This window comes from Pseudoalteromonas sp. SCSIO 43101 (genome assembly GCF_023650775.1).
Classification (GTDB): Bacteria; Pseudomonadota; Gammaproteobacteria; order Enterobacterales; family Alteromonadaceae; genus Pseudoalteromonas; species Pseudoalteromonas apostichopi.
The window spans coordinates 2,197,312-2,223,770 of sequence record NZ_CP072673.1 but is presented as its reverse complement, the minus strand read 5'-3'; the positions used below and the strand labels follow the sequence as shown (position 1 = coordinate 2,223,770).

The 26,459-nt window shown below is 41.1% G+C and carries 23 protein-coding genes; 19 read left to right on the top strand and 4 right to left on the bottom strand.

Annotation, left to right across the window (positions count from 1 at the left end):
- Positions 1-160 precede the first annotated feature (160 nt).
- On the top strand, positions 161-1,567 hold the full coding sequence (locus tag J8Z25_RS10270) for a DEAD/DEAH box helicase (RefSeq protein WP_130051233.1): 1,407 nt from the start codon (positions 161-163) through the stop codon (positions 1,565-1,567).
- Between the two features lie 62 nt (positions 1,568-1,629).
- Here the strand turns inward: J8Z25_RS10270 and J8Z25_RS10265 are convergent, their stop codons facing one another.
- Both J8Z25_RS10265 and J8Z25_RS10260 read right to left on the bottom strand, forming a co-directional pair.
- On the bottom strand, positions 1,630-2,376 hold the full coding sequence (locus tag J8Z25_RS10265; RefSeq protein WP_130051234.1) for a DUF3307 domain-containing protein: 747 nt from the start codon (positions 2,374-2,376) through the stop codon (positions 1,630-1,632).
- Complete coding sequence (locus J8Z25_RS10260; RefSeq protein ID WP_250661011.1) at positions 2,373-2,990, bottom strand: hypothetical protein; 618 nt, start codon at positions 2,988-2,990, stop codon at positions 2,373-2,375. The genes J8Z25_RS10265 and J8Z25_RS10260 overlap by 4 nt, the downstream gene beginning before the upstream one ends.
- A 155-nt stretch (positions 2,991-3,145) precedes the next feature.
- Between J8Z25_RS10260 and J8Z25_RS10255 the strand changes: the two genes are divergently transcribed.
- The 11 genes from J8Z25_RS10255 (at position 3,146) to J8Z25_RS10205 (ending at position 13,690) form a co-directional block, all read left to right on the top strand.
- Positions 3,146-3,640 (top strand): LabA-like NYN domain-containing protein, encoded by a 495-nt coding sequence (locus J8Z25_RS10255; RefSeq protein ID WP_250661010.1) that lies wholly within the window; start codon positions 3,146-3,148, stop codon positions 3,638-3,640.
- Positions 3,641-4,012: 372 nt separating this feature from the next.
- A complete protein-coding gene (gene nagK, locus J8Z25_RS10250) occupies positions 4,013-4,927 on the top strand; it encodes an N-acetylglucosamine kinase (protein WP_130051237.1) in 915 nt (304 codons plus the stop codon).
- Entirely contained in the window at positions 4,927-6,039 is a 1,113-nt protein-coding gene (gene nagA, locus J8Z25_RS10245) for an N-acetylglucosamine-6-phosphate deacetylase (RefSeq protein ID WP_250661009.1), read from the top strand. The genes nagK and nagA overlap by 1 nt, the downstream gene beginning before the upstream one ends.
- A 61-nt stretch (positions 6,040-6,100) precedes the next feature.
- Positions 6,101-7,231 carry a transmembrane glucosamine N-acetyltransferase NagX gene (nagX, locus tag J8Z25_RS10240; protein WP_130051239.1) on the top strand — a complete coding sequence of 377 codons (1,131 nt, stop codon included), beginning with the start codon at positions 6,101-6,103 and terminating at the stop codon, positions 7,229-7,231.
- A 210-nt stretch (positions 7,232-7,441) separates the two neighbouring features.
- The gene (nagB, locus tag J8Z25_RS10235) at positions 7,442-8,236 is read left to right on the top strand and encodes a glucosamine-6-phosphate deaminase (RefSeq protein WP_250661008.1); all 795 of its coding nucleotides are present in this window, start codon (positions 7,442-7,444) and stop codon (positions 8,234-8,236) included.
- A gap of 114 nt (positions 8,237-8,350) precedes the next feature.
- A complete protein-coding gene (nudC, locus tag J8Z25_RS10230) occupies positions 8,351-9,268 on the top strand; it encodes an NAD(+) diphosphatase (RefSeq protein WP_250661007.1) in 918 nt (305 codons plus the stop codon).
- Positions 9,269-9,287: 19 nt separating this feature from the next.
- Positions 9,288-10,466, top strand: a complete 1,179-nt coding sequence (locus J8Z25_RS10225; RefSeq protein WP_130051242.1) for a cystathionine beta-lyase — start codon at positions 9,288-9,290, stop codon at positions 10,464-10,466.
- A gap of 114 nt (positions 10,467-10,580) precedes the next feature.
- Positions 10,581-11,399 (top strand): ABC transporter permease, encoded by an 819-nt coding sequence (locus tag J8Z25_RS10220; protein WP_167657779.1) that lies wholly within the window; start codon positions 10,581-10,583, stop codon positions 11,397-11,399.
- Entirely contained in the window at positions 11,396-12,304 is a 909-nt protein-coding gene (locus J8Z25_RS10215; protein WP_130051244.1) for an ABC transporter ATP-binding protein, read from the top strand. The genes J8Z25_RS10220 and J8Z25_RS10215 overlap by 4 nt, the downstream gene beginning before the upstream one ends.
- Positions 12,305-12,306: 2 nt before the next feature.
- Complete coding sequence (locus tag J8Z25_RS10210) at positions 12,307-12,681, top strand: PH domain-containing protein (RefSeq protein WP_130051245.1); 375 nt, start codon at positions 12,307-12,309, stop codon at positions 12,679-12,681.
- Between the two features lie 220 nt (positions 12,682-12,901).
- On the top strand, positions 12,902-13,690 hold the full coding sequence (locus J8Z25_RS10205) for a putative porin (RefSeq protein WP_130051246.1): 789 nt from the start codon (positions 12,902-12,904) through the stop codon (positions 13,688-13,690).
- Between the two features lie 57 nt (positions 13,691-13,747).
- Here J8Z25_RS10205 and J8Z25_RS10200 read toward each other — a convergent pair whose 3' ends face one another.
- The gene (locus J8Z25_RS10200; RefSeq protein ID WP_130051247.1) at positions 13,748-15,598 is read right to left on the bottom strand and encodes a M2 family metallopeptidase; all 1,851 of its coding nucleotides are present in this window, start codon (positions 15,596-15,598) and stop codon (positions 13,748-13,750) included.
- Between the two features lie 168 nt (positions 15,599-15,766).
- Between J8Z25_RS10200 and J8Z25_RS10195 the strand changes: the two genes are divergently transcribed.
- Positions 15,767-18,046, top strand: coding sequence for an acyl-CoA dehydrogenase (locus J8Z25_RS10195; RefSeq protein WP_130051248.1), 2,280 nt, complete (start codon positions 15,767-15,769; stop codon positions 18,044-18,046).
- A 58-nt stretch (positions 18,047-18,104) separates the two neighbouring features.
- Here the strand turns inward: J8Z25_RS10195 and J8Z25_RS10190 are convergent, their stop codons facing one another.
- Positions 18,105-20,474 carry an EAL domain-containing protein gene (locus J8Z25_RS10190; RefSeq protein ID WP_130051249.1) on the bottom strand — a complete coding sequence of 790 codons (2,370 nt, stop codon included), beginning with the start codon at positions 20,472-20,474 and terminating at the stop codon, positions 18,105-18,107.
- 191 nt (positions 20,475-20,665) lie between these two features.
- Between J8Z25_RS10190 and pyrC the strand changes: the two genes are divergently transcribed.
- The 6 genes from pyrC to J8Z25_RS10160 all read left to right on the top strand — a co-directional run bounded on the left by pyrC (position 20,666) and on the right by J8Z25_RS10160 (position 26,454).
- A complete protein-coding gene (pyrC, locus tag J8Z25_RS10185; protein WP_250661006.1) occupies positions 20,666-21,712 on the top strand; it encodes a dihydroorotase in 1,047 nt (348 codons plus the stop codon).
- A gap of 346 nt (positions 21,713-22,058) precedes the next feature.
- A complete protein-coding gene (locus J8Z25_RS10180) occupies positions 22,059-22,268 on the top strand; it encodes a cold-shock protein (RefSeq protein ID WP_036967526.1) in 210 nt (69 codons plus the stop codon).
- 431 nt (positions 22,269-22,699) lie between these two features.
- A complete protein-coding gene (locus tag J8Z25_RS10175) occupies positions 22,700-23,314 on the top strand; it encodes a response regulator transcription factor (RefSeq protein WP_130051251.1) in 615 nt (204 codons plus the stop codon).
- 474 nt (positions 23,315-23,788) lie between these two features.
- Positions 23,789-24,559, top strand: a complete 771-nt coding sequence (locus tag J8Z25_RS10170; protein ID WP_054551560.1) for a DUF3450 domain-containing protein — start codon at positions 23,789-23,791, stop codon at positions 24,557-24,559.
- A 6-nt stretch (positions 24,560-24,565) separates the two neighbouring features.
- On the top strand, positions 24,566-25,930 hold the full coding sequence (locus tag J8Z25_RS10165; RefSeq protein WP_130051252.1) for a MotA/TolQ/ExbB proton channel family protein: 1,365 nt from the start codon (positions 24,566-24,568) through the stop codon (positions 25,928-25,930).
- Positions 25,930-26,454, top strand: coding sequence for a MotA/TolQ/ExbB proton channel family protein (locus tag J8Z25_RS10160; RefSeq protein WP_062570716.1), 525 nt, complete (start codon positions 25,930-25,932; stop codon positions 26,452-26,454). Before J8Z25_RS10165 ends, J8Z25_RS10160 begins: the two co-directional genes overlap by 1 nt.
- Positions 26,455-26,459 lie beyond the last annotated feature (5 nt).

The following is a 26,459-nucleotide window of genomic DNA, read 5'->3' as shown; positions in this document are numbered from 1 at the left end:
AAGATAAAGCGGCATCAGAGCCGCTTTTTTTATACCTAAAATTATTCTGCTAAATCCACCATTAAGTACTAGTTTGTAAATAATTCCATGCATTATTGACTATCCTAGGTATAATGCGCCCACTTCGCCGTATCGGCTGAATTTTTTAAAGAGAGATAGTATGAGTTTTGATGGGTTAGGTTTATCACCAGCTTTAGTAAATGCAGTTTTAGAAAAGGGCTATGAAGCACCAACGCCTATTCAATCACAAGCTATCCCTGCGATCATTGAAGGTCGCGATGTTATGGCCGCAGCGCAAACTGGCACAGGCAAAACCGCGGGTTTTACGCTGCCGCTAATTGAGCGCTTGTCAAAAGGCCCTAAAGCAGGTGGCAATAAAGTACGTGCATTAGTATTGGCACCAACTCGTGAGCTTGCTTTGCAAGTAAGCGAAAATGTTGAGCAATATGCTAAGCATTCAAATGTCAGCTCATTTGTAGTGTATGGTGGTGTTAAAATTAACCCGCAAATGATGCGCCTTCGCAAAGGTGTTGATATTTTAGTGGCAACACCAGGTCGTTTATTAGACCTACACAATCAAAATGCTCTTAAGTTTGATGATTTAGAAGTACTGATCCTTGATGAAGCCGATCGTATGCTTGATATGGGCTTTATCCATGATATCAAACGTATCATTGCTAAACTGCCAACTAAACGTCAAAACCTGATGTTCTCAGCGACTTTCTCTGATGAAATTCGTGAACTTGCAAAAGGGCTAATTAACGATCCGGTTGAAATTTCAGTTGCAGCAAAAAACACGACCGCTAAATCGGTTACTCAATCAGTTTATGCACTAGATAAATCGCGCAAAACAGCATTACTTAGCCACTTGATCCGTACTAACGATTGGCAACAAGTATTGGTATTTTGTCGTACCAAACATGGTGCTAACCGTTTAGTTAAGCAGCTTGAACGCGATGATATTGTGGGTGCTGCCATTCACGGAAATAAATCGCAAGGCGCTCGTGTTAAAGCACTCGAAGGCTTTAAATCAGGTGAAGTGCGCGTACTAGTGGCAACCGATATCGTTGCCCGAGGTCTTGATATTGTTGAGCTACCTCACGTTGTTAACTACGATTTACCGAATATTTATGAAGATTACGTACACCGTATCGGCCGTACAGGCCGAGCAGGTGCATCGGGTCATGCTATTTCGTTTGTGACAGCTGAAGATGCAGTTGATCTTTACGGTATCGAACGTTTTATTGGTGAATTGATCCCACGCGCGACTGAAGCAGGTTTTGAACCAAGCAATCCCGTGCCTGAACGAGAGCTTGATGCACGCCCAATTAAACCCAAAAAGCCGAAAAAAGCCAAACAGCCGTTTTCTAAGCCTAAGTCGGATAGTAAAAAACCAAATAGCAATGGCAGTGGCATAGGTCCACGCCGTGGTGGTTCTGGAAAAAAATCTAATGCCAAGAAAGCAAGTGACGAGCAAACACAAAGCCCATGGGCTAAGCGTCAGTCTGTAGGGGGGAATTCTCAGCGCAGACGTCGCCCTAAGAATGATGGCTCAAATAACAGCTAATTTATTGGTTAATTAATATAAAGCGCGCCTGTGTTGGCGCGTTTTTTTATGGGTCTGCAAAGTCACACGGCTTTAAGGTAATTAACGGCTAAACCAATAAATAAAGTCACGCTGACACTGAGTAAGGTACCGAGCATAACGTATTCAGTCAGTTTTTTATCTCTACTGGCACTTAAATCACCAAAGCGGAATACGGATTTTGCCGCAAGTAAAAAGCCAACGCCTGAAAATTGGTCCAGTAAGATAAATGTTAGCATTAATACCCGCTCAAGCATGCCGATACTTTGCCCCGCAGCTGGTAAACTGCCCGTGGTGCTAAAGCCAGATGTGATCCGCTCTAACATCATTCGAATAAACACCGCTGTTGGATTTAAAATTAATAAATAGCCACACAGCACCCATAATGTTGCCGGTTGCATCAGCCATTGCCAGCTATGTGTAAAAAACTTATCGTTTTCGCTTAACCATATAGCCAGTAAGAACAAGATAACTAAATGTGCAAGTTGGTCGACAATAAAAGGAACCACACCTTTACTTGAGTAAGATTTAGCAAGGTCGATTAGATAGTGTGTAACCATAATCACTGCCGTGGCGATAACGACGTTTGAAAGCGCTTGCCAGCCATAATTAAACTCCCAAAATAATAGTACCAAAAATGAGCTAGCACCGTGGATGAGCACGTGCAAGTAAAGTTTACTGGCACGAAAGTGGCGCGTATTTCTGTCATGTACCCAGCTCATAGGTTGCCAGTAAAAGTCGGCAATTAAATGCGCTAAAATTAAGCTTACGATAAGTAATGAAAAACTCATGTTGTCATTCCTTTGAGTGTGGTTTGGCTGTACTGTATAAAACGTTCAATTAATTGGTAGTGAGCCAAATTTAATAGCTTTGTGACATTGGCTCGGCTTGTTGCGAGTTCTTTAGCAAGTTCGGCATGGTTGTTGTGTTCTGTTGTTAAATAATAAAACAATGCATTTGCTTGTTTTTGACTCATTTTTTCAAGTAATACTTCTATTAGTTCAATATTGAGTAAAAAACCCTCTTCAAGGGGTTGATTGTCTATTTGTAAAGTGAGCCGTTGATGGCCCATATTATCTAACCCCCGGCCAGATAGAGTATAGGCGCTGCCTGTGGCTGTTTTTATATCGGCACGGGAGTTATCGAGTGAGCCAATAGCCAAACTTTGTCGCAGTTCGTAATTGGCTGCTTTCATTTGCAAATACAACAAAATTGCAGCATGACAGACCTGCTCTGGCTCTGTTAACTGTATTTGCAATGCATCGCCACGATATATGCTAAAACTTGCATTAAAGCGCTTGGCAACAAAGCGTAAGCTTTGATCAAGCTGATACAGCATGGCATCGTATTCTTGTTGTGGAATTTTTTGTGATTTAATTAAATCACCGCTGATCACCGCAATCATTATGATCCCTTAGGTTAAGTAACTTAATTTAGTTACATCGCGCTAAGTAACCAAATTTGGTTACTTTGTTTTATGTAACCAATTTAGGTTACTTTTTCGTAAATATCAACCTAGATATGCTACAGTGAACACAAATCACTAAAAACAGAAAAATTATGTCAGCAGTTGATAAGCTAAGAGTCGGTATCTTTGTAGATGTACAAAATATTTATTACACCTGTAAAGAAAGCTACAAGAAAAACTTTGATTACAATGCCTTTTGGGCACAGATGGGCGAACGCTATGAAATTGATTGCGCCATTGCGTATGCAATTTATCGTGGTGATGAAAAGCAATCGCAGTTTCAAAATATTCTGCGCGCAATTGGCTTTGAGGTAAAACTGAAACCTTTTATTCAGCGCAGAGATGGTAGTGCGAAAGGGGATTGGGATGTTGGCATTACCATTGATATGCTAGAGCATGCCAAGCAGCTCGATAAAATGGTATTACTTTCGGGTGATGGAGATTTTGCGTTATTGCTTGGCCATTTAGCGAATAAGTATCAGCTACCGTGTGATGTCTATGGGGCAGAGCACCTCACTGCCGATATTTTAAAGCAAGCCGCTGCTGAATTTCACTGTATTGACGATTCACTGTTGTTATCAAGGTAGAAAAAAATATTCCATTTTAAATAAAATGTTTAACTAAAGTATTATTTCGGCTAAGCTTGCATTAGTTAAACTTGATGATGAATAAAAGAATAGTCACTCACAATGCGCTAAATTATGCAAAAAAGTATAATTTAAGGTGTTATAAGACATCGTTGATGTGGTTTCTAATTTTCTTTTCTATTAAATAAAGCTATTTAATTCAACAAATTAAAAATAAATATAAAAGTTATACGAAATTTTATAAAAAATATAATGACAACGCTGTCATTTGTTGTGTAACATTAAATCAACAAAGGTTGAGATGATTTCGCATTCAGATAATAAAAATAATGCGATTTAGATAAAAACTAAACGAAGGCTAGGGGTCGTTAAATGATGGCGAAGAGTGTGAATGAGGACCAATTGTTTATTGGTATTGATGGTGGCGGAACGAAATGTCGAGCAACTATCTACTCTGTTAAACAAGGTGTATTAGGAACTGGCCTAGGTGGTCCTGCAAATCCATTACATGGTTTGGAACGTACTCTCGAATCAATTATGGTCTCAACACAATTAGCGCTTCGTGATGCTGGTTTACCACTTGATACAGTTCATCAGCTTTATGCCGGCTTAGGTCTGGCGGGTGTTAACCTACCTAGCTTGTATGACAAGATTATGGAATGGGAACATCCATTCAAACAAATGTTCCTCACTACTGATTTACATACTGCTTGCATTGGTGCACATGAAGGCAGTGATGGTGCGGTAATTATCACTGGCACGGGCTCTTGTGGTTTTTCATGTGTAAATGGTCGTACAACTAACTTTGGTGGTCATGGTTTTGCCCTAGGAGATAAAGGCAGTGGCGCATGGATGGGTCTTGAAGCAATAAAAGCGACCTTGCTAGACCTTGACGGTCTAGGCGAATCAACAAATTTAACTAAAGTGATCACTGAGCATTTTGCTGCTGATAATGCGATGGCAATTGTTGAGCAAATGTCTGGTCAGCCTTCGAGCAGTTTTGCTAAATTAGCCCGTTATGTATTTGAAGCAGCCAATAACAATGACAAAGTTGCCGTTGCGATAGTCAAAGAAGGCGCAGATTACGTGAGCAAATTAGCGCAGCGCTTACTTGAGAATAAGCCTCCACGTTTATCTATGATTGGCGGTTTAGCTGAGCCTCTGAATAAGTGGCTTGCAGAAGATATTGCTAAACGAGTTGAGACACCTATTCAACCACCTGAAATGGGCGCTGTTTATTTTGCTCAGCAATCTGTACTAGAACAAAGTCAAGAGGTAGGTTTGTAATGACGATTTATCATGCGAGTAAATTGTTTACCGGTGAAGAATTTTTATCAGATGTGTATTTTAGCGTCGACAATGGTGTCTTTAAACGTGTTGCAGCACATGCTGATGCTGTTGAATTAACAGGTTTAGTCACCCCTGGTTTTATTGATGTTCAAGTTAATGGCGGTGGCGGGGCATTTTTTAATGCAGAACAAACGCCAGATTGCTTAGATAGAATAGCCAAAGCGCATGGTCAGTTTGGTTCAACAGCGATTATGCCAACGCTTATTACCGACAAAGTAGAAGTAATGGCAAAGGCCGCTGATGCAACCGCACAAGCAATTGCTGAAGGGGTTCCGGGCGTTATGGGCGTGCACTTTGAAGGGCCACACCTTTCCTTCCCTAAAAAAGGTACCCACAGCGAGCAATTCATTCGTCCAATCACAGAGCAAGAATTTGCAATTTATGCACGCCAAGATCTAGGCATTAAAATCGTTACCTTGGCTCCTGAGAATGTTAGTGCTGATGATATCGCTCGCTTAGTTGAGTGTGGCGTAAAAGTATCTATTGGCCACACTAATGCGGACTTTGCGACTACCAATGCAGCACTTGCTGCTGGTGCTGATGGATTCACCCACTTATTTAATGCTATGTCAGCATTTACATCACGAGAACCGGGTGTTGTTGGTGCAGCACTTTGGGATGATAACAGCTGGTGCGGCTTAATTGTTGATGGTCATCATGTACACCCATCATCAGCAAAATTAGCAATTCGCACCAAGCAGCGCGGAAAAATTATGTTAGTCACAGATGCAATGCCACCTGTGGGCACTGACGATATGGAGTTTGATTTCTTTGATGGTCGTAAAGTCATTCGTACTGGCGATCGATTAAATTCAACTACCGGTGAATTAGCAGGCAGCGTACTTAATATGGCAAGTGCGGTGCGCAACACAGTGAATACATTGGATGTTAGCCTTGCTGAGAGCTTACGTATGGCATCACTTTATCCTGCACAATATTTAGGTTTACATAAAAAAGGTCGCTTGCTGAGCGGGTTTGATGCTGATTTTGTTGTGCTAGATGATAATCAATATGTAAAAGCGACATATATAGCTGGTAAAGCTTTGTAAGAACTTCCCTGGAAAAATCCCCGCCGAAGTATCGCGGGGCTTTTTGTATTAAAGGTAAACAATGACAACAACACAACCAACAAGAAAACGTTTGGCATCGCTGGATGCATTGCGTGGCATGGATATGTTTTGGATATTAGGCGGACAGTCACTATTCGCAGCGCTATTCGTTTTAACAGGCTGGACTGGCTGGAAAGTTTTTGAAGCACATACAGTACATAGCGTCTGGCATGGCTTCACATTTTACGATCTGATTTTCCCATTATTTATCTTCTTATCGGGTGTGGCGATGGGGCTAGCCCCGAAACGCATTGACCATTTGCCTTTTGAGGAACGCAAAGTTTATTACCGTAAGGCGGGAAAACGCCTTTTACTATTGTGTTTATTAGGTATTTTGTATAACCACGGCTGGGGCACTGGTATGCCAATGGCTTTGGATGAAATTCGCTATGCCAGTGTACTTGGGCGAATCGCCATTGCATGGTTCTTCTGTGCTATGTTGGTTTGGCACACCAGTTTACGAACGCAAATTATAACCGCAGCGACTATTTTAGTGGGCTATTGGTTACTGCTTTGTTTTGTGCCTGTGCCAGGCGGCAGTGCTGGTGACCTTTCAGCAGCAGGGAGTTGGAATGCATGGTTTGATGCACACTTACTGCCAGGTATTAGTTATCAAAACCGTGTGGTAGACCCAGAAGGTGTATTGTCGAATATCCCAGCGATTGTCAATGCTTTAATGGGCGTGTTTGCAGGTCAATTAGTCGCCCGTGCTCAGCAAATTGGCGAGTGGAAAATGACCGCATTATTGTTTGCTGCAGGGATTGTAAGTGTCTGTTTAGGTTGGTTATGGGACTTACAGTTCCCAGTAAATAAAGAGCTTTGGAGCAGTTCATTTGTGCTTGTAACGGTTGGTTGGAGTGCCATGTTGCTAGCCGTATTTTATGCACTGGTTGATATTCTGCCGGGCCAGCGCGCCGCGTATCCTTTTGTGATCATAGGTGCAAACTCAATTATTATTTACTTAGCCTCAAGTCTTGTGAATTGGGGTTATGTAAGCCAAAGCGTTTTTGGTGGTGTGGTTCGAGCTGTGCCAGAGGTATGGCAACCCCTGATGGCGGTGATTGCGTTATTAGCAGTACAAATGCTGGTATTGCATTGGATGTATCGCCGTAAGATCTTTGTTAGTGTTTGATAATTATTAAACACTAACAAAAAGAGTAATTTTTTATTCACTTTTACTTTACAAAGGTAAAACTAGAAGTGATAATGACAGCGTTGTCATAATGGTTATAGCTACTGCATCGTATCCTGGCAGTGGTTTGATCTAAAACCCAGCTCGATTGCACGTGGGGTTGGGTTTTAGGTCCCATTTTTTTCCAACTTATAATTAGAGCTAATCGATATGCAAATAGTGATTCTTGATGATGCAGCCCAAGTTGCAGCTTATGGTGCCAACATCTTTGCTAAACAATTACTAAAAAAACCAGCATCAGTGCTTGGCCTTGCTACAGGTTCAACACCCGTTGCCTTGTATCAACAACTGATCGAAAAAAATAAAGCAGGCGATATTTCGTTTAGCCAAGCGACAACATTTAACTTAGACGAATACTTAGGCTTAACTGGCGAACATCCACAAAGTTACCGCTACTTTATGAATGAGCAGCTGTTTAACCATGTTGATATCGACAAACAGAACACACATGTACCGCCGGGTGATGCAGTAAACCCGCTTGTTGCTTGTACTGAATACGAACAAAAAATCGCAGCAGTTGGTGGTATTGATATACAGCTACTTGGTATTGGCCGTAATGGTCATATTGGTTTTAACGAACCATCTTCAGGTTTGACATCACGCACGCGTGTTAAAACACTTACGAAAGCGACAATTGAAGACAATGCACGATTTTTTGCCGAAGGCGAATATCAACCACATTTATCAATCACTATGGGTATTGGCACCATTTTAGAAGCTAAAAAAGTGGTACTTTTAGCAACCGGTGCAAGTAAAGCAGATGCCGTTCACGCCATGGTTGAAGGTCCGTTAATGGCTAAATGCCCAGCCTCAGCACTGCAACTCCATAAAGATGCCGTAATCATCATTGATAAAGCTGCAGCGAGTAAATTAGAAGATTTAGAGTTCTATCGGCATATTGAAGCTGAGAACCAAAAACTACAAGCGCATCTAGCGACCTTGTAAAATTGTGAGAGAGAATAAAAAAGCCCTGTTTGGGCTTTTTTTATGCCTGTAATAAATTGGGTTTATCATCCGCTTATGGTAGTTTTACTAAGTAAACTATTTTCAAGGAACGCCATGCTGAATTACTCTCAAATGCCATTGGATCGTGCATCAAACCGCCGCAAAGATCCTAAGTGGCTAAAGGCTCAAATGAATTCTCAGAGTCGCTGGTTATTAGTCAATAACAATCAAAGTTTATTTGTTAAAGACAGTCCTGAAGTGTGTTATTTACGCTTATCTCAAGTGGATCATCTCGATTTATCAAAAGGCATTTTATTGGGGTTAGACGACGATGATGTGGCTCATTTTGCATTAGATGTCAGCCATGAACCAGACTCACTTATTGAGCCAATGCTCAACGGCGCTGAGTTTGTTGATATTCGCAAGTTGGGCCCACAAGTTGAGCTTAAACAAGGCTCAATTGCAGCACTGGCAAGAGGCTTGTGTTTTTGGCACGCAACGCACCGTTTTTGTGGTCGTTGTGGTCATGAAAATAATATGGTTGAAGCTGGGCATTCGCGTTTATGTGAAAACCAAACTTGTCAGCATCAAACTTTTCCGCGAACCGATCCTGCCGTTATTATGATCGTTACGAAAACTTTTTCAGACGGAATAGAGCGTTGCTTGCTGGGCCGTCAAGCAAGCTGGCCTGAGTGTGTTTTTTCAACACTTGCAGGTTTTGTTGACCCAGGTGAAACACTAGAGCAAGCCGTTGCCCGTGAAGTAATGGAAGAAGCGGGTGTTGCTGTTACAGATATTCAATATATAGCTTCACAGCCCTGGCCATTTCCATCATCAATTATGTTTGGCTTTATGGCCACAGCAGTTTCAGAAGATATTCAGGTAGATAAAGACGAGTTAGACGATGCAAGATGGTTTAGCCGTGCTGAACTTAATGAATTCGGCCAATGGCATGAGCAGGGCAGCCATCTTAAACTAACCCGGCAAGATTCTATTTCTCGATTTTTGGTTGAGCACTGGCGCAACCTGTAAAGCACAGCTTGGACAAATTATGACAAAGACAAATAAAAATACCCAAATCGTCTCTGCAGGGCGTAAAAAAGCGTATACACAAGGGGTTGTGAACCCTGTGGTGCAACGTGCATCAACGGTAGTATTCGATTCAGTGGCTGATTTAAAAGCAGCGGCGAAGAAACGTGGCGATAAAACTTTATTTTATGGCCGTCGCGGTACGACGACGCATTTTGCTCTGCAAGAAGCAATTGCAGAGCTTGAAGGTGGTGAGGGTTGTGCGCTTTACCCATCAGGTGCGGCTGCAATCAGTAATGCCTTGCTATCGTTTGTGAAAACGGGTGATCATATTTTAATGGTGGATACAGCTTATGAACCTACCCGTGATTTTTGTGACAAAATACTTGCTGGCTTAGGGATTGAAACAACCTATTACCCGCCGGGGATCGGCGCAGGGATTAGTGAGCTTATTAAAGATAACACCCGTGTATTGTTTTTAGAATCACCTGGCTCAATCACCATGGAAGTGCAAGATGTCCCAGCAATGGTTGCTAAAGCAAATGAGTGCGGTGTTATGACCATGCTAGATAACACTTGGGGTAATGGTCTGCATTTTAGACCGCTCGAGCATGGCGTTGATATTAGTATTCAAGCGGCTACAAAATACATTGTTGGTCACTCAGATGTGATGATGGGTGTTGCTGTTGCCAACAAAAAGTATTGGCCAACACTTCGAGAAAATTCATACCTACTTGGTCAATGTACCTCTGCAGATGATGCCTATTTAGCGCTACGTGGTCTGCGTACTATGGCTGTGCGTTTAAAACAACATGAACAAGCAGCCATAGAAGTGGCTAAATGGCTTGAAACACACCCTTTGGTTGATCATATTCGCCATCCAGCCTTTGCAACGTGCCCTGGTCATGAGTTCTTCAAACGAGACTTTGATGGCAGTAACGGCTTATTTTCATTTGTAATGAAGCAGGGTAATCAACAAGCGATTGATGCCTTTTTAGATAGCCTGCACCATTTTAAAATGGGCTTTTCATGGGGCGGTTATGAGAGCTTAGTCACGGCAAACTTGAGCATGAAAGGTCTTCGCTCTGAAACTGGTTGGTCGCAGGGCCCAGTGATAAGGCTACACATTGGTCTTGAAGATGTGGCAGATTTACTAGCCGACCTTGATCAAGCACTGGCTGTGTACGAAAGCCACCTCTAGGTTAAAGTTTATACTTTGTTACATAAGACCTGCTAGTCGGGTCTTTTTTTTCTGGTAATTCAAGCTGTTTCAACTTAGTGTAATTCTAATAATAAAATTCATTAAGGATTATGAGTGACGCAGTTACATCCTAAACGTCTTGCACAAATTGCCCAATTTGAGCTGGTACGACTATTTTTGACCAAGCGTGGTTTGTTGGCGGTTGCCGCTTTTGCCATTTGTTGGCTACTTATTTTACGCTATCCCATTGCCCAATCTGTGACCTTGATTAGCTCACCTGATTTTGCCGACTTTGCTAGGCAGGCATTTGGCGCCATTGGCATCAGTAAATTACTTGATTGGCCTGAATCTGAACTGGCCGTTTATTGGCTGATTGCTTTATTTAGTTTCCCAAGCTTTTGTTTGTTTTTATGTAGTGACCAGACAGTGGGCGACAGACAACGAGGTACGTTACGCTTTTTATCACTTAGAGCCACTCGCTCAGAAATTATCATTGGCCGCTTTTTAGGACAGCTATTAATTTTAGCGGCACTGTTGTTTGTTACTTTGATGGCAACGGTTGCAATGCTCGGTTATCGTGAGCCAAGTTTGCTGCTTTCTGGCTTATCGCGAAGCTTTATGTTGTTATTTTATTTGCTTGTTGCGGTTATGCCTTTTATTGCCCTAATGAGCTTTTTGAATACCTTTGCTCGTTCATCGCGTCTTGCATTTGTATTGGCTATTTTGTTCTTTGCTGGCGGTAATATTGTGATTGGCTTACTAACATGGCAATGGCCTGCATTTGAGGTTTTAAATTACATATTTCCGGGCTATCAACTTGATTTAATGGCTGGTCAACGTGCCGGCGTAACACTTGCTCTTGGTTTACCACTCTTACAAACTGCAGTGTTATTGATTGCTGGTGAACGAATTTTTTCGAGGAGCTCACTATGACCGTTTTAATTCAAGCACAAGGTTTGTCAAAAAACTATGGGGCTAAACGAGCGCTAGATAACGTCAGCTTTGAAATAAATAAAGGGGCTCCAGTGGCGCTGGTTGGTCCAAATGGTGCGGGTAAAACGACCTTATTTAGCTTGTTATGCGGCTATATTTTACCTAGTTCAGGAAAATTATCGGTAATGGGACATACCCCAGGGAGTGCGGAGTTATTTGGTAAGCTAACGGCATTACCACAAGATGCACAGCTTGATCCTCGCTTTAGTATTGCGCATCAACTTAACTTTTATGGTCAATTACAAGGGCTAAGTGGTGCGGTTCGTAAAAAAGAAACGGCTCGTGTTTTAGAGCTCGTTGGTTTGTCAGAAGTGGCTAAGCAGCGACCAGATGACCTTTCTCATGGTATGCGTAAGCGAGTGACGATTGCACAAGCCTTGATTGGTTCACCAGAAATAGTGATGCTTGATGAAGCAACTGCGGGCCTTGACCCAATTCATGCTCGTGAGGTGAGAGAGCTGGTAAGTTCTTTAAGTAACGAAGCAACATTTATTTTAAGCTCCCATGACTTGACTGAGCTTGAGCGTTTATGTTCTCAGGTGTTACACCTTGATAAAGGTATTTTAAGTGAACATCAAGCCCGTTCAAGCACTCAAGATAACAAACACTTTATTACGCTACAGTTGAATCAACAATATGATGATGTAGAAGCAAAGCTTGCTGGCCTTGCCCACGTACATCATGTTTATATGAGCCAAGCAAAAGAATATGTGATCGAGTTTGAGAAAACAGCCGAGCCTTTTGATATCAATCTTCTACACTTTTGTTATCAACAAGGTTGGCAGTATCGTCAACTGGTGAATGGTCACACACTCGAAAACCAAATCTTTCATAAGGAGAGCTAGTTATGGGGCTATTAAGTGGATTAATGGGTAACGCAAGTGAAGTTGATAACGACGATTTAGAAGAACTGCTTGCCAATACCCTGATTGATGGTGAAACAGTACAAAGAGCCTATAAAGTCATTCGTGATATGTTCATCTTTACAAATAAAAGATTGATTATCATTGATAAACAAGGTGTTACTGGTTCAAAAGTTGAAATGTTGAGCATTGCTTACTCAAAAATTACTAAGTTTAGTAAAGAAAGTGCCGGGCATTTTGACCTAGATGCTGAACTGAAAATTTGGGTTGGTTCAGATCCAACACCAATTAGTAAAGACTTTAAAGCAGGAGATAACATTAATGAGGTTTATAGAATTATAAGCCAGTTTGCTTTATAAGGTACTGACACACTTTATTTTTTCTTTGAAAGTTGGCTCAGAGGCGAAAGTTTCGGCCAACTTTTTCTTTACATTTGCCGACACTTTATTACAATTAATCAAGTAAAAACAAATGCTTAGTTAAGTTCTCATTCAGTTTTCTCACGTTAGCATGTGCCCAACTTAGCCATCAGGCTAGTTTTCAACAGCAATGAAACAATGTTAATAGGGAAATCTGTTTATGAAAAAGTTAGCAGTTATTATTTCGAGTATGCTTCTGTCAACTGCCGCGACTGCTGCGGATAGTTACCAATCAATCAGCCATTTAGGGTACATGGACACCGATGGCAACGACACAGTAAGTGTTGATTCAACATATTACTTCGCACCAAAGAAAACAATGGGTCCATACGACCAGTTTGAATACATCAACAGAACAACCAACGTGTTTGGTTCGTACGCTGATGATGACTTTGGTGATGTGACTAACATCGGTGGTGAATACTTCGTACAAGATTTCGTAATCGGTGCAGGTTACAGCAACTACGATTACGGTTCAGATACTGATTTATTCAACGTGTCTGCAGGTTACTTCTTTAATCCTAACCTTCTTCTTAAAGCGACATTTATTGACGTAGAAGACGGTGATAACACAGTAATGTTTGACCTTAAGTACAATCATCAGCTTAACAGCACTGATTACTTAGGTTTTACTTTCACAGCTGACGACGAGTTTGATTACCGTGCAGTAAATGCGAAATACTTCATGGATCTTAAACAAGGTAACTACCTAACAATTGAAGGTACAATCTTAGACACAGACGATAGCGGTAGCTCTTGGGAACTAGGTTCAAACTACTACTTCTCTAAAGCAACATCAGCTTTTGTAACCTTTAATAAAGAAGATGACTACAGCTTTGGTGCACAGCACTTCTTTAACAAAAACGTTGGCTTAAAAGCAGGTTATGCAAACAACTGGGATGACTCAGATTACGATGCATACTTTGCAAACGTAAGCTTACAGTTTTAATCATTAATTTGATGACATAAAAAAGCCCGCATTATGCGGGCTTTTTCGTTTTTATCATTACCAACCGCACTGGCGGCCTTCATTTTGCTCATCAAGGTATTTTTGTAACGGTGCAAAGTAATCTAAGATTGCTGTTGCATCCATTTCTTCTTTACCAGTGATCGTCGCAAGAGCTTCTTGCCATGGGCGGCTTGAACCCATTTCTAACATCGCATTTAGTTTTTCACCCGCCTCAGCAGAGTTGTAAACTGAGCAGCGGTGTATCGCTTCTTTGTTACCAGCAATTTCACATAAACTTCTGTGGAAGTCGAATTGTAAAATGTGTGCTAAGAAATAACGCGTGTAAGGCGTGTTACCTGGTACGTGATATTTTGCACCCGGATCGAAGTCTGCTTCGCTACGTGCGATAGGCGCTTGTACACCTTGGTATTTTTCACGTAATTCCCACCACGCTTTGTTGTAGTTCTCTGGCGTTACTTCACCTGAGAAAACTTTCCAGCGCCATTGGTCTACTAATAAACCAAATGGGATAAATGCTACTTTGTCTAATGCCATTTTCATTAGTAGGCCAATATCTTTTGACTCATCAGGCACTTCGTCTAATAAACCAATTTCTTTTAAATAACCCGGTGTAACCGAAAGCGCAATGGTGTCACCAATCGCTTCGTGGAAACCATCGTTCGCACTCTCTTGATAGTAAACAGGCTGATTTTTGTATGCACGTTGATAGAAGTTATGGCCTAGCTCGTGGTGAATAACAGAGAATTCTTCACCTGTACGTTGAATACACATCTTAATACGCAGGTCATCTTTGCTATCAATATCCCATGCTGAAGCATGACACTGCACGTCACGGTCTTGTGGTTTAGTAAACAGTGAGCGTTCATAGAAAGTATCTGGCAGTGGCGCAAAGCCCATCGATGTAAAGAACTTCTCAGCACCACGTACCATTTTAAGTTCGTCGTAATCGTGCTCAGCTAATAGCTCTGTTACGTCATAACCAGGATCGGCATTTTCAGGTGCGACAACATCGTAAATGTTACCCCAAGTCTGTGCCCACATATTACCTAAAAGGTGTGCTGGGATAGGTTGGTCTTGAGGTACTTTATCTTCTCCATACTTTTCACCTAGCTTGGCACGAACATGACAATGTAATGAGTCATAAAGCGGTTTAACTTGGCCCCAAATGCGGTCGAGTTCTTTTGCAAAATCATCGGCTGGCATGTCGTATTTACTACGCCACATAGCACCTGTATCCGCATAACCTAGCTCTTTTGCGCCTTCATTGGTTAAAGCAACTTGTTGTTCATATAGTGGGCGCATTGGTTTTGAAACCTGACGCCAACCTTGCCATAAATCAAGCAATTCATTGTAATCACGGCTCGTTGCCATTTTAGCGGTCATTTCGCCAAGGCTTAAACAGCTACCATCTTCTTTACAGTATTTACCTTTACCATATATACCACCTAACTCAGCAACTAACTGCGAGAGTTTTGCTGTTTTTTCAGCATCTTGTGGTGCAGGTAAAGTGAGCGCTAGTTTTAGCTTATCAAGTTTACGGCGTGCATCGTAATCAAGTTCTAAACTATCAAATTTTGCAGCTTCATTAGCAAGGCGTACAACGGCTTCGGTCATTTTGCGATTAACTTCAGCAGATAGCTCAGCAGTATCATAGGTGATGAAGTTGGCATAAATCCACTCAGCGCGGCTTGCTTCTAAATAAAGCGCACTTAATTCTTTTTCAGTATCGGCGATAAATTTAGCGGCATCTTGTGCGGTTACTTGACTTGTTTGGACTTCAGTCGTTGTCGTTTTAGTACTCGCAGCGTCATCATTACAGCCAGTAAGTGCAAGAGCACTCGCTACCATAAGTGCGCTCATACTGAGCTTAAATGGAGTCTTTTTCATAACGTTCCCTAGAAGTTTATTGTTATTTATTGCACATGCATAATAGCAGTGTCTTAGTAAACAACAAACAGCATCGCTAAAAACAACCTTAGTAAGAGCTGCTTACGTTGTATTTATGGCACGATCAGTCATACTTGAAGCAGTTAAATAAAATAAAAGGATTGCACAATGACGACCGTAATTATTCTGTTACTAGTTGCTGTGATTGTAATTTTTGCTGTGAAAGACATTCGCATCAATCTTGTTACACGACCTACGTTTAGTATGTTTAAAAAAGTTTTGCCGCCATTATCGCAAACAGAGCGTGAAGCCATGGAAGCAGGTGATGTTTGGTGGGATGGTGAATTATTCAGCGGTAACCCTGATTGGCAAAAGCTGCATCGTTTCCCTAAACCCGAACTTAGCGAAAAAGAACGCGCATTTATGAGCGAGCAAGTCGAAACCTTGTTAGCTATGCTTGATGACTATCAAATCGTGCAAAAAGATAAAGACCTACCAAAAGAAGTGTGGGACTACCTAAAAAAAGAAGGTTTCTTTGCGTTAATTATTCCTGAAAAATTTGGTGGCCGTGAGTTTTCAGCCATAGCTAATTCAACCATCGTATCGAAAATTGCCACTAAGAGCTTAACCGCTGCGGTCACCGTCATGGTGCCAAATAGCTTAGGCCCAGGCGAATTACTGCTTCATTATGGTACTACCGAGCAACAAGAGCGTTGGTTACCAAGCCTAGCGAAAGGTGATGATGTGCCTTGTTTTGCTTTAACGGGCCCTGAGGCGGGTTCTGATGCGGGTAGTATTCCAGATACTGGTGTAGTTTGTAAGGGCATGCATAACGGTGAAGAAGTGATTGGCTTAAAACTTAACTGGTCAAAACGCTATATCACGCTTGCACCAATTGCTACAGTGCTGGGTCTTGCATTTAAAATGTACGATCCTGACGGCTTATTAGGTGATAAAACAGAGCTTGGCATTACATGTGCGCTAATTCCTACTGATCACGAAGGTGTACAGACAGGTGAGCGTCATTACCCGTTGAATATGGCATTTATGAATGGCACAACTTACGGTAAAGATGTGTTTATTCCACTTGATTGGATCATTGGTGGCGAAAAAGGCGCAGGTAGAGGTTGGCGCATGTTAGTTGAGTGTTTAAGTGCAGGCCGAGGTATTTCGTTACCTGCGCTTAGTACAGCAACAGGCCATTTGGCTTCAAGAATGACATCAGCCTATGCAACTGTGCGTCAACAATTTGGTGTTTCAATTGGACAATTCGAAGGAGTGCAAGAGGCTCTTGCGCGCATAGGTGGTTTAACTTACACCTTAGAGTCTGCAAGACTAATGACTGCAGGCGCGATTGATATGAAGTTGAGTCCGTCTGTGGTTACTGCAATTGCAAAATATCATATGACAGAAATGGGTCGTACTGTTATGAATGACGCTATGGATATTCACTCAGGTAAAGGGATCCAAGTGGGCCCAAATAACTATTTAGCTCATGGCTATATGGGGATCCCGGTGTCGATTACTGTAGAAGGTGCAAACATTCTCACTCGTAATTTGATGATTTTTGGTCAAGGTGCTACGCGTTGCCATCCTTTTGTTCTTAAAGAAATGGAAGCGGCTGCAATGGAAGATCATGATGTTGCTTTAAAAGAGTTTGACTCATTACTACTGCAACATATTTTGTTTGCTGGTAGCAACGCAGGTATGGCGTTTGTACACGGGTTAACACGTAGTTACTTCGCAAAAGCGCCGGTATCTGGTGCAACAGCTGTGTATTACAAACAATTAAGCCGCATGAGTCGTGGCTTAGCGTTTTGTACTGATGTTGCTATGCTGGTTTTAGGCGGTGAGTTAAAACGTAAAGAGATGATTTCGGCGCGCCTAGGTGATGTGCTTAGTCACTTATATTTAGCTTCATGTGTACTGAAACGCTACGAAGATGAAGGCCGCCAACAAGCTGATTTATCATTTGTACAATATGCCGTTGAGCATTCGTTATTTTGCATAGGTCAGGCATTCGATGGTTTCTTTAAAAATTTCTCTAATCCTGTTATTAATTTCTTACTGAAACGCATTGTGTTCCCGGTAGGTAATCATTATCACCGCCCAAGTGACGAGTTAGCACAAACTATGTGTGAGCACATGAGCAAGCCAGGTGTCTTCAGAGACAGATTAACTCACCTTTGTTATGTTGATGAAAATGCCGGCACAGGGGTGATGGAAAATGCCTTTCTAGCCATGATTGATACCCACGATGACTTTAAGCAGCTTCGTAAATGGCAAAAAGAAGGCACTATTGCTAAAAACCTTGAACTTGAGGATGCAATAGTCGTAGCGGCAGAGAAAAACTTGATTAACGAAACCGTTGCTGAGCGAATGAACAAAGCCAATGAGCTGCGCAAAAAAGCGATAGCTGTGGATAACTTCGCTCCTGGGGAGCTGTAAACGTTCCTAATATTTAATAGAGCCAAGCCTTGCATTCGCAAGGCTTTTTTATACTTAGTTACAGGCCGTTTGCAATCACTTTTTCTGCTTCACTAGCGGGCATAGGCTTTGCTTTTAAAAAGCCTTGGCCAAATTTACATTGAGTTTGCTTTAAAATAGCCAATTGTTTTTCCGTTTCAATTCCTTCTGCGACTACATCGAGCTTTAATGATTGCGCTAACGATAAAATAGCATCGACTAAGGGGTTGTGCGCTTTGTTTAAATGGTCAATGAAACTTTTATCAATTTTCATTATATGAATCGGTAATTGGTGTAAATACCCAAGCGCGGAATAGCCTGTACCAAAGTCATCTAAACACAGTTTCACTTCAAGAGGCTCAAGACCCTTGATGATTTTTGTCGCCAGCTCTAGATTACCGATAAGTCCAGACTCGGTTATTTCTAAGCATAGTGAGCCAAGAGGTAACTTATATTGCTTATATAAGGCATGTATTTGTTCCACAAAATCGAGGCTAGCAAAGTGACGCGATGACACATTTACGGTAATTCGGCCAAATGCTTTTCCTTCACTCGTCCACTTTGCAATTTGCTTTGCAGCAAGCTGAAGTAAATGTAAATCTAGGTTGATAATTTGACCTGTGTCTTCTGCTACCGGAATAAAATCATTTGGCGAGACAAAGCCTTTGCTTGGGTGATGCCAGCGCACAAGGGCCTCAAAACCAACAACTCTTGTGTCTTGAATAGTAAAAATTGGCTGGTAGTAAAGTTCAAAGTCGTCATGCTCAATGCCATGCTGTAAATCATTTTCTATATCGGCATGATTTTTAAGTTTTTTACGCATTGTATTGTTGAAAAACTTAACTTTACCACGGCCAGATGATTTCGCCTCGTACATTGCTGCATCAGCATGCTGCAATAGCTTATACGCTTGATCGCGACTACTTTCACAAAAAGCAACACCTATACTAGTCGATGCTTGTAGAAGGTGTCCATCAATATCAAGGGGCTGTGCGAGCACATGCTGGATCCGTTCAAGGGCATCATTTATTTGTTGTTTATCGGTAATGTTTTCCATAAAAATGGCAAACTCATCGCCTCCTAAGCGGGCGAAGGTGTCGGTGTTACGAATAGTGCTTAAGATCAATTCACAAATTTTAACTAAAAAATGGTCACCAACTTCATGGCCTAACGAATCATTGATACTTTTAAAGCGGTCAAAGTCTAAATAGAGTAGGGCATGCTTATGTTGCTTATTTGCTCTTGCAAGGCGAAGTATTGCATGTTTAATTCGCTCAATCAGTAAAGAACGATTAGCAAGTCCTGTTAATTCATCGTGAAGAGCTCGATGCTCAAGCTCTTGCCTTGATAATTGACGGTCTATTGCCATGCTAATTTGACGGCTAACATAAGTGAGTAAGGCACGATCATGCTCGTCATAATGGTAACTTTTACTGTAGCTTTGTACGGCAATGACACCGCTAATACGCTCATTCACTTTAAACGGTACACCTAGCCAAGACTCAGCCTGACGACCGACCATTTTAAAATGCCCAGCATCAATGTGCTGCTGAAATTCTTCTTTAGTAAAAAGAAGTGACTGATCTATATTTAGTAAGTAATAAGACGCAGTGTCTTTTAGTTGTTCTTTCGATATTTTTTTATGAGCATTTGAGCGCACGCCTTCTTCAATAATATAAACTAAATCAAGCACATCTAGCTGCTTGTCATAAAGGCCAATGAAGAAATTATCTGCCCTGAGTAAAGAAGTAATAATGCCGTGTAATGACTCAAAAAAACTATCTAGTTCACTTGATTGATACGTCAAATTGGCGATTTGCAGCATCGATCGTTCTAGCTTTTGCGCATCGTTTAACTGCATGACGGTTTGCTGTAAGTTTTCTATGGTGCGAACCTGATTGATCTTGGCACTTAATAAATGCGCGACAGTTGATAAAATCTCTAAATGCGCGTCATTGTAGTAATCTTTTTGCGGATGCTCACAGTCAATCACACCCAGTATTTTTTCTTTGTAAACTAATGGTACGCAAAGCTCAGAAAGAGCTGGGCGAGAATCTGCGATGTAACGTGGATCTTGGCTAACATCAGCAATCATCAAAGGTTTACCAGTACTTGCGACATAACCCGTAATGCCTTGATCAAAGCTGATTTCTGTACGGTCAATATGGTAAGTATCATGGCTGCCAGCTGTGCCTATAGAAGCCATTTCTTTTAGGGTGCGAGTTTTATCATCTGCGAGGTAAATTACACATTCAATAAAGCCTAGGCGGCTAACCACTTCAGACGTAACATATTCTAATAATTCTTCAACTGTATCTAATTGCATAACAGATGATGAAAATTGATTAATTATATGTAGTTGGTCTGTTTTGACCTCAAGTGCAAAAGCAGTGTCTAAACTCTTAGGCATAGAATAAAAGGTAACCGAAATGTTGTATTAATTTATTACGTTAACCTACTATCAAACTATCCACAAAGTTATTTTCAAAAAAAACTGGAACTGGTGTAAACTAGGCACCTGAATATGAACTTGGGTAATTTAGCAAGGTTATTTGCTCAAAGTTTACGCTATCCCCCTAACTTTAGCCGTGGAAACAAGCAATGTCAGATTTAAATTCGATGCAAACTCTAACAATTACACGCCCTGATGATTGGCACATTCATTTACGTGATGGTGAGCAACTCGTTGATACCGTTCGTGATGCAAGCCGTTACATGGGTCGCGCAATTATCATGCCTAATCTTGTTCCACCGGCAACTTGTACAGAAACTGCGTTATCTTACTATGAGCGAATTAAAGCTGCCGGCCCACAAGGTAACTTTGAACCGTTAATGGTGCTTTATCTGACAGATAAAACTACGCCAGAAGAAATCAAAAAAGCGAAAGCAACGGGTAAAATTGTTGCAGCTAAGTTGTACCCAGCTGGTGCGACTACAAACTCAGATTCAGGTGTTACTTCAATCAAAAACATCTACCCAGTACTTGAAGCAATGCAAGAAGTGGGTATGTTGTTGCTTGTTCATGGTGAAGTGACAGATTCATCTATTGATATTTTTGATCGTGAGAAGGTGTTCCTAGAAACAATTTTAGCGGACGTAGTGAACGATTTCCCTAACTTAAAAATTGTGCTTGAGCATATCACAACAAAAGATGCGGTAGAGTTTGTTAATAATGCACCTGAAAATGTAGCAGCAACAATTACTGCTCATCACTTACTTTATAATCGTAATCACATGTTAGCGGGTGGAATTCGCCCTCATTATTACTGCTTACCTATTTTGAAGCGTAATATCCATCAACAAGCGTTGATTGGTGCTGCAACAAGTGGTAGTAAAAAGTTCTTCTTAGGTACTGATTCTGCTCCGCACTACAAAGATAAAAAAGAAGCAGCTTGCGGATGTGCAGGTGCTTACACAGCACATGCTGCGATTGAGTTATATGCTGAAGCATTTGAAGAAGCGGGGGCTTTAGATAAACTAGAAGGTTTTGCAAGCCACTTTGGTCCAGACTTCTATGGTATGCCTCGTAACCAAGATACTATTACACTATTTAAAGAAAGCTGGACAGTACCAGCAAGCTATAAACTAGGTGATTCAGAAGTGGTGCCAATCAAAGCTGAAGCGAAAATGGACTGGCAAGTAAAATAATCTAAAGCAATAGCACTCTTTTCTTGAAAATTAGAAGCCCATCATTTTGATGGGCTTTTTTTCATTTATTATTAATTGTTTATAAATAATACTGTCATATATTTTTGTTTCGGCAGTTGACCTTAAAATTATTTTCGATTAATAGAGCTAAAAACTATTTAATGTGTTAGTCTTAAATTGCTTTGAGTTTTTGCGTATTGAATTTACGGATAATGTGCGGCTGTACGGTTACCGGTTAGGTTATTGGTTCTTCCTGTACTTTACCCCAAGTTTATTGGGCATTCACTCAGGGAGGATAGAGCCATTATGGCTGAATTTTAATAATTGACTTACAGGAAAATTTGGTATGTCAAACACGGTTACTGGTAAAGTTAAGTTCTTCAACGAAGCTAAAGGCTTCGGTTTTATTGAACAAGAAAATGGCCCTGATGTATTCGTACACTTCAGTGCTATCACAGGTACAGGCTTCCGCACTCTTAGCGAAGGTCAACAAGTATCTTTCGGCATCAAACAAGGTCAAAAAGGCCCTGAAGCTGAGAACGTAGAAGTAGCATAATTTATTATGTGAACCTCTCATTTTGGTGGAACAGTTTCTGTTTCACCAAAATTCATCATTACCTCACAAAAAATCGCAACACTCATATCTCACCAAACATTAATTAGCTGTACCGAAATTATATTCCTCCAAAGGCATTGAAAACGACTAATTTAATCAGGAGATAAGCTATAACTTCACGATCTATGCTCTAAAAGCTACTCTCCATAACTAAAGTATTATATGCTGTAACGATGTAATTTATTAAACATAACAGCGTCTGTTATGTTAGTTAGTAGTTTTGATTGAACTCGAAAGTTAGCAGCAAAAATGTTTACAGTTATTTTTCACCAAACTAGAAATAACCCGCTAAACTTAACTTATCCACATGTGGAAATAATGCTGAGTAACTTATACTTGTTTGATGAAATATAATGAAGGTTTGCTAATCGATGAGCATAGGAAACAATATACTTTTGGTAGACGACCACCCAATGGTGGCAACAGCAATTAAAATGGCACTTGCCAAGTCTACACTAGTAAACGAAGTACAAGCTGTTGCAAGTCAAAAAGAAGCGTTGCAGTTTTTAAAAAGTAATAATGTAGCGCTAGCGATTTTAGACATCGAGTTAGAAGACTCCGATGGCTTTAGTTTATATAAGCGCGCCGTCAGTAGTGGTTTTACTGGTAAAGTGTTGTTTCTATCAGCTAAGCAAGACAAGCATATTATCCGTACAGCTGCAAAACTTGGTGCGCAGGGGTTTGTAAACAAAGCAGAAAGCCTTGAAGATATCTCTTCAGCCGTTGAAATGATTTTGCGTGGTTATACATTCTTCCCGCAAGAGCACTTAATCGCTTCGGAAAAAGACATTGACGAGTTATTAACTGAACGTGAGCTTGCGGTGATGAATTATTTACTACAAGGCTTATCGAACAAAGATATCGGTGAAAAGCTCTTTATTAGTAACAAAACAGTAAGTACATACAAAGCGAAAATATTTGAAAAGCTTGAAGTTGATTCAATTATTTCACTTGCCAAGCTTGTAAAAGACCGCGCAATATTTTAACACTCTCACCCATAGCGGTGAGAGATTTCAACTCTCTCATTCTTGTGTTTAGTGCCTGATTTGGCTGCTTATTGAGCGGTTACACGTGGCGAGTGCATAAAAATTCTTCAAAATAGATTTTTTAGATGAATAAACGGAATTTTTTTTTCATTTTTCTTCAGCATTTTCAGATTTCATAAAATGTTACATTTATGTTTAAGGTTGAACCTAATATGAATGCAATGTTCGCCAGCAAAGGGCTATAGAAGTATCATATGAACACCTCTGTTATATTTTTGTTAATTCGTTGTTTTGGTTCTTTTCCTTTCAACGACGAGTCACCAAATTTTTCCGACGAAAGCCGAACATCAAGTTGACAGACTCTGATGCATTTAGCATTATTGGAGGGTTGATATCTATTAAAAGATATCAGGGTTGTCCTCTTCGGGGGGTAATTAAATTATAAAAGTAACATTACTTAATTGGTTGGGAACTATGTCTGTTAAAATCAGAAAGAGTCTTGTAGCATCAGCGTTGGTTGGCGCTTTTGCATTTGCAAGCAGCAATGTGATTGCAGATCCTTTGAAAGATGTGCAAGATGCAGGTCAACAAATTCAAAAGGCTGCTGTTAAGTCTCAAACTAAAATTGACAATGTATATGGTCAAACTCAAGAGCTAATCGCTGAGTACCGTAGCGTTGTTGACGAAACTGAGCTAATGAAGGTTTATAACGATCACGTAGCACGTTTGGTCGCTGACCAAAATGCTTCAATCGAGTCGTTTGACCGTCAAATCGCAACTATCGATAACACGAAACAAAACGTTGTGCCTTTGATGTATCGCATGATCGATACGCTTGAGCAATTCATCAAAGCGGACGTTCCGTTCAATCTTGAAAACCGTCTAGCACGTGTTGAAAGACTTCGTGACATCATGGCGTCAGCATCAGTTACTACATCTGAAAAATTCCGCCAAGTTCTTGAAGCTTACACTGTTGAAACTGCATACAGCTCAGCTGTAACTGCTTCACAAGGTACTCTTGAGATCGACGGTAAGAGCATCAACGTTGACTTCGGTCGTTTAGGTCGTATCACTTACGTTGCTCAGTCTTTTGACCTTAAGCACGCGTGGGTGTGGGATAACAACACTAAACAGTGGAAAGAATTAGGTGAAGAATACCTAAAACCTGTTAAAGAAGTTATTCGTATGGCGCGTAAACAAGCGACATTAGAACTTGTTAAACTACCAATCTTTGGCGCGGAGTAATCAATAATGAAGAAACTATTTAAAGGTTTTGCTGTTGCAGCAGTACTATCTGTTTCTGCAGGTACCGCGCTTAATGCACACGCAAACACTGATGCTTTAGACAAAATTCTTGAGCAAGTTAAGCAAGAACGTATCTCTGAAGGCAAATTAAATAAGCAACGTGAACAAGAGTTCCTTTCAGCTCGTGCTGATAAGCAAGCGTTACTTAACAAAGCTAAAAGTGACCTAGCTGCTGAAAAAGCTCGTGGTGACCGTTTAGCTAAAGAATATGCACAAAACGAAAATACTTTAGCTGAGAAAGAGCAAGCTCTTTTAAACGCTCAAGGTACGTTAGGTGAGATGTTCGGTGTTGTACGTCGTGCAGCTGCTGATGCAATCGGTTCAATCGAAGCATCACTTGTTTCTGCTGAAAAACCAGGACGTGCTGAAGTACTTCGCTCACTAGCTGCTGCGAAAGAACTTCCAACTGTACGTGAACTTGAAGAGCTTTGGATTTCTCTTCAAACTGAAATGACTGAGTCAGCTAAAGTTTCAACTTTCGAAACTGAAGTTGCGGGTCTTGACGGTTCATCTTCTGTGAAGAAAGTAACGCGTATCGGTAACTTCAACTTAGTAACTGACGATGGTTATTTAATCTACTCACCAGAAACTAAAGCAATCCAACCACTAGGTAAGCAACCTGATAGCTACATCCTAGCTGGTATCAGCGATTTAGAAAATACTTCTTCTGACAACTATGCTGGCGTATACATCGACCCGACTCGTGGCGCGATCTTACGTATCAACACGCAGAAGAAATCGTTAATGGAATACTACGAGCAAGGTGCTGAAGTAGGTTACATCATCACAGTATTACTTGTTGTTGGTCTACTTATCTTCATCGTTCGTTTCATTGATCTTGCGCTTACTAGCACTAAGATTAAGAGCCAGCTTAAAAACCTTTCTACTCCGAATACAAACAACCCACTGGGTCGTATTCTTAAGGTTTATGCTGACAACAAGAATCAAGACGTTGAAAACCTTGAGCTTAAACTTGACGAAGCAATCTTACGTGAAACGCCTCGCATTGAAGCTGGTATCAACATCATCAAGATCTTGGCAGCAATCGCTCCATTACTAGGTCTACTAGGTACGGTAATCGGTATGATCCTTACGTTCCAAACAATCACATTGTTCGGTACAGGTGATCCGAAGATCATGGCTGGTAATATCTCTCTAGCACTTGTTACTACAGCGTTAGGTCTAATTGCAGCTCTACCACTTATTCTACTTCACTCAATTGTTGCGGGTCGTAGTAAGTCGGTTCTACATGTCCTTGATGAGCAAAGCGCAGGTATCATCGCTGCTCACGCGGAGAAGGAGAAAGCCTAATGCTAGTCCTGATGGAGATCTGGGAATCTATCAGGGATTTTGTTGGCACAGGCGGCCAGGTTTTATACGTGGTCGCGATAGCACTCTTTCTTATGTGGGTTTTAATGATTGAGCGCTATTGGTTCCTACTAGCTGAGTTTCCTCGTATGACGAAGAACATTGTAGCTCAGTGGGATGCCCGCCAAGACACTACGTCTTGGTACGCACACAGAATCCGTGAAGCATGGATTTCTGAAGCGTCTGAAAAATTAGATCAGCGTATGTTGTTGATTAAGACATTGGTAGCTATTTGTCCTTTAATAGGCTTACTAGGTACTGTAACGGGTATGATCGCGGTTTTCGAAACCATGGCTACTCAAGGTACAGGTAACGCACGTTTAATGGCATCAGGTATTTCAATGGCAACAATCCCAACAATGGCTGGAATGGTTGCGGCACTATCTGGAGTATTCTTTAGCTCACGTCTAGAAGCGAGAGCGAGAATGGCGAAAGCTAAACTTGTAGATAGCATGCCTCATCACTAGAGAGA

Coding starts and splice junctions, on each gene's coding strand:
- J8Z25_RS10270 (WP_130051233.1), top strand. CDS start 161: ATGAGTTTTGATGGGTTAGGTTTATCACCAGCTTTAGTAAATGCAGTT.
- J8Z25_RS10265 (WP_130051234.1), bottom strand. CDS start 2,376: ATGAGTTTTTCATTACTTATCGTAAGCTTAATTTTAGCGCATTTAATT.
- J8Z25_RS10260 (WP_250661011.1), bottom strand. CDS start 2,990: ATGATTGCGGTGATCAGCGGTGATTTAATTAAATCACAAAAAATTCCA.
- J8Z25_RS10255 (WP_250661010.1), top strand. CDS start 3,146: ATGTCAGCAGTTGATAAGCTAAGAGTCGGTATCTTTGTAGATGTACAA.
- nagK (WP_130051237.1), top strand. CDS start 4,013: ATGATGGCGAAGAGTGTGAATGAGGACCAATTGTTTATTGGTATTGAT.
- nagA (WP_250661009.1), top strand. CDS start 4,927: ATGACGATTTATCATGCGAGTAAATTGTTTACCGGTGAAGAATTTTTA.
- nagX (WP_130051239.1), top strand. CDS start 6,101: ATGACAACAACACAACCAACAAGAAAACGTTTGGCATCGCTGGATGCA.
- nagB (WP_250661008.1), top strand. CDS start 7,442: ATGCAAATAGTGATTCTTGATGATGCAGCCCAAGTTGCAGCTTATGGT.
- nudC (WP_250661007.1), top strand. CDS start 8,351: ATGCTGAATTACTCTCAAATGCCATTGGATCGTGCATCAAACCGCCGC.
- J8Z25_RS10225 (WP_130051242.1), top strand. CDS start 9,288: ATGACAAAGACAAATAAAAATACCCAAATCGTCTCTGCAGGGCGTAAA.
- J8Z25_RS10215 (WP_130051244.1), top strand. CDS start 11,396: ATGACCGTTTTAATTCAAGCACAAGGTTTGTCAAAAAACTATGGGGCT.
- J8Z25_RS10210 (WP_130051245.1), top strand. CDS start 12,307: ATGGGGCTATTAAGTGGATTAATGGGTAACGCAAGTGAAGTTGATAAC.
- J8Z25_RS10205 (WP_130051246.1), top strand. CDS start 12,902: ATGAAAAAGTTAGCAGTTATTATTTCGAGTATGCTTCTGTCAACTGCC.
- J8Z25_RS10200 (WP_130051247.1), bottom strand. CDS start 15,598: ATGAAAAAGACTCCATTTAAGCTCAGTATGAGCGCACTTATGGTAGCG.
- J8Z25_RS10195 (WP_130051248.1), top strand. CDS start 15,767: ATGACGACCGTAATTATTCTGTTACTAGTTGCTGTGATTGTAATTTTT.
- J8Z25_RS10190 (WP_130051249.1), bottom strand. CDS start 20,474: ATGCCTAAGAGTTTAGACACTGCTTTTGCACTTGAGGTCAAAACAGAC.
- pyrC (WP_250661006.1), top strand. CDS start 20,666: ATGTCAGATTTAAATTCGATGCAAACTCTAACAATTACACGCCCTGAT.
- J8Z25_RS10180 (WP_036967526.1), top strand. CDS start 22,059: ATGTCAAACACGGTTACTGGTAAAGTTAAGTTCTTCAACGAAGCTAAA.
- J8Z25_RS10175 (WP_130051251.1), top strand. CDS start 22,700: ATGAGCATAGGAAACAATATACTTTTGGTAGACGACCACCCAATGGTG.
- J8Z25_RS10170 (WP_054551560.1), top strand. CDS start 23,789: ATGTCTGTTAAAATCAGAAAGAGTCTTGTAGCATCAGCGTTGGTTGGC.
- J8Z25_RS10165 (WP_130051252.1), top strand. CDS start 24,566: ATGAAGAAACTATTTAAAGGTTTTGCTGTTGCAGCAGTACTATCTGTT.
- J8Z25_RS10160 (WP_062570716.1), top strand. CDS start 25,930: ATGCTAGTCCTGATGGAGATCTGGGAATCTATCAGGGATTTTGTTGGC.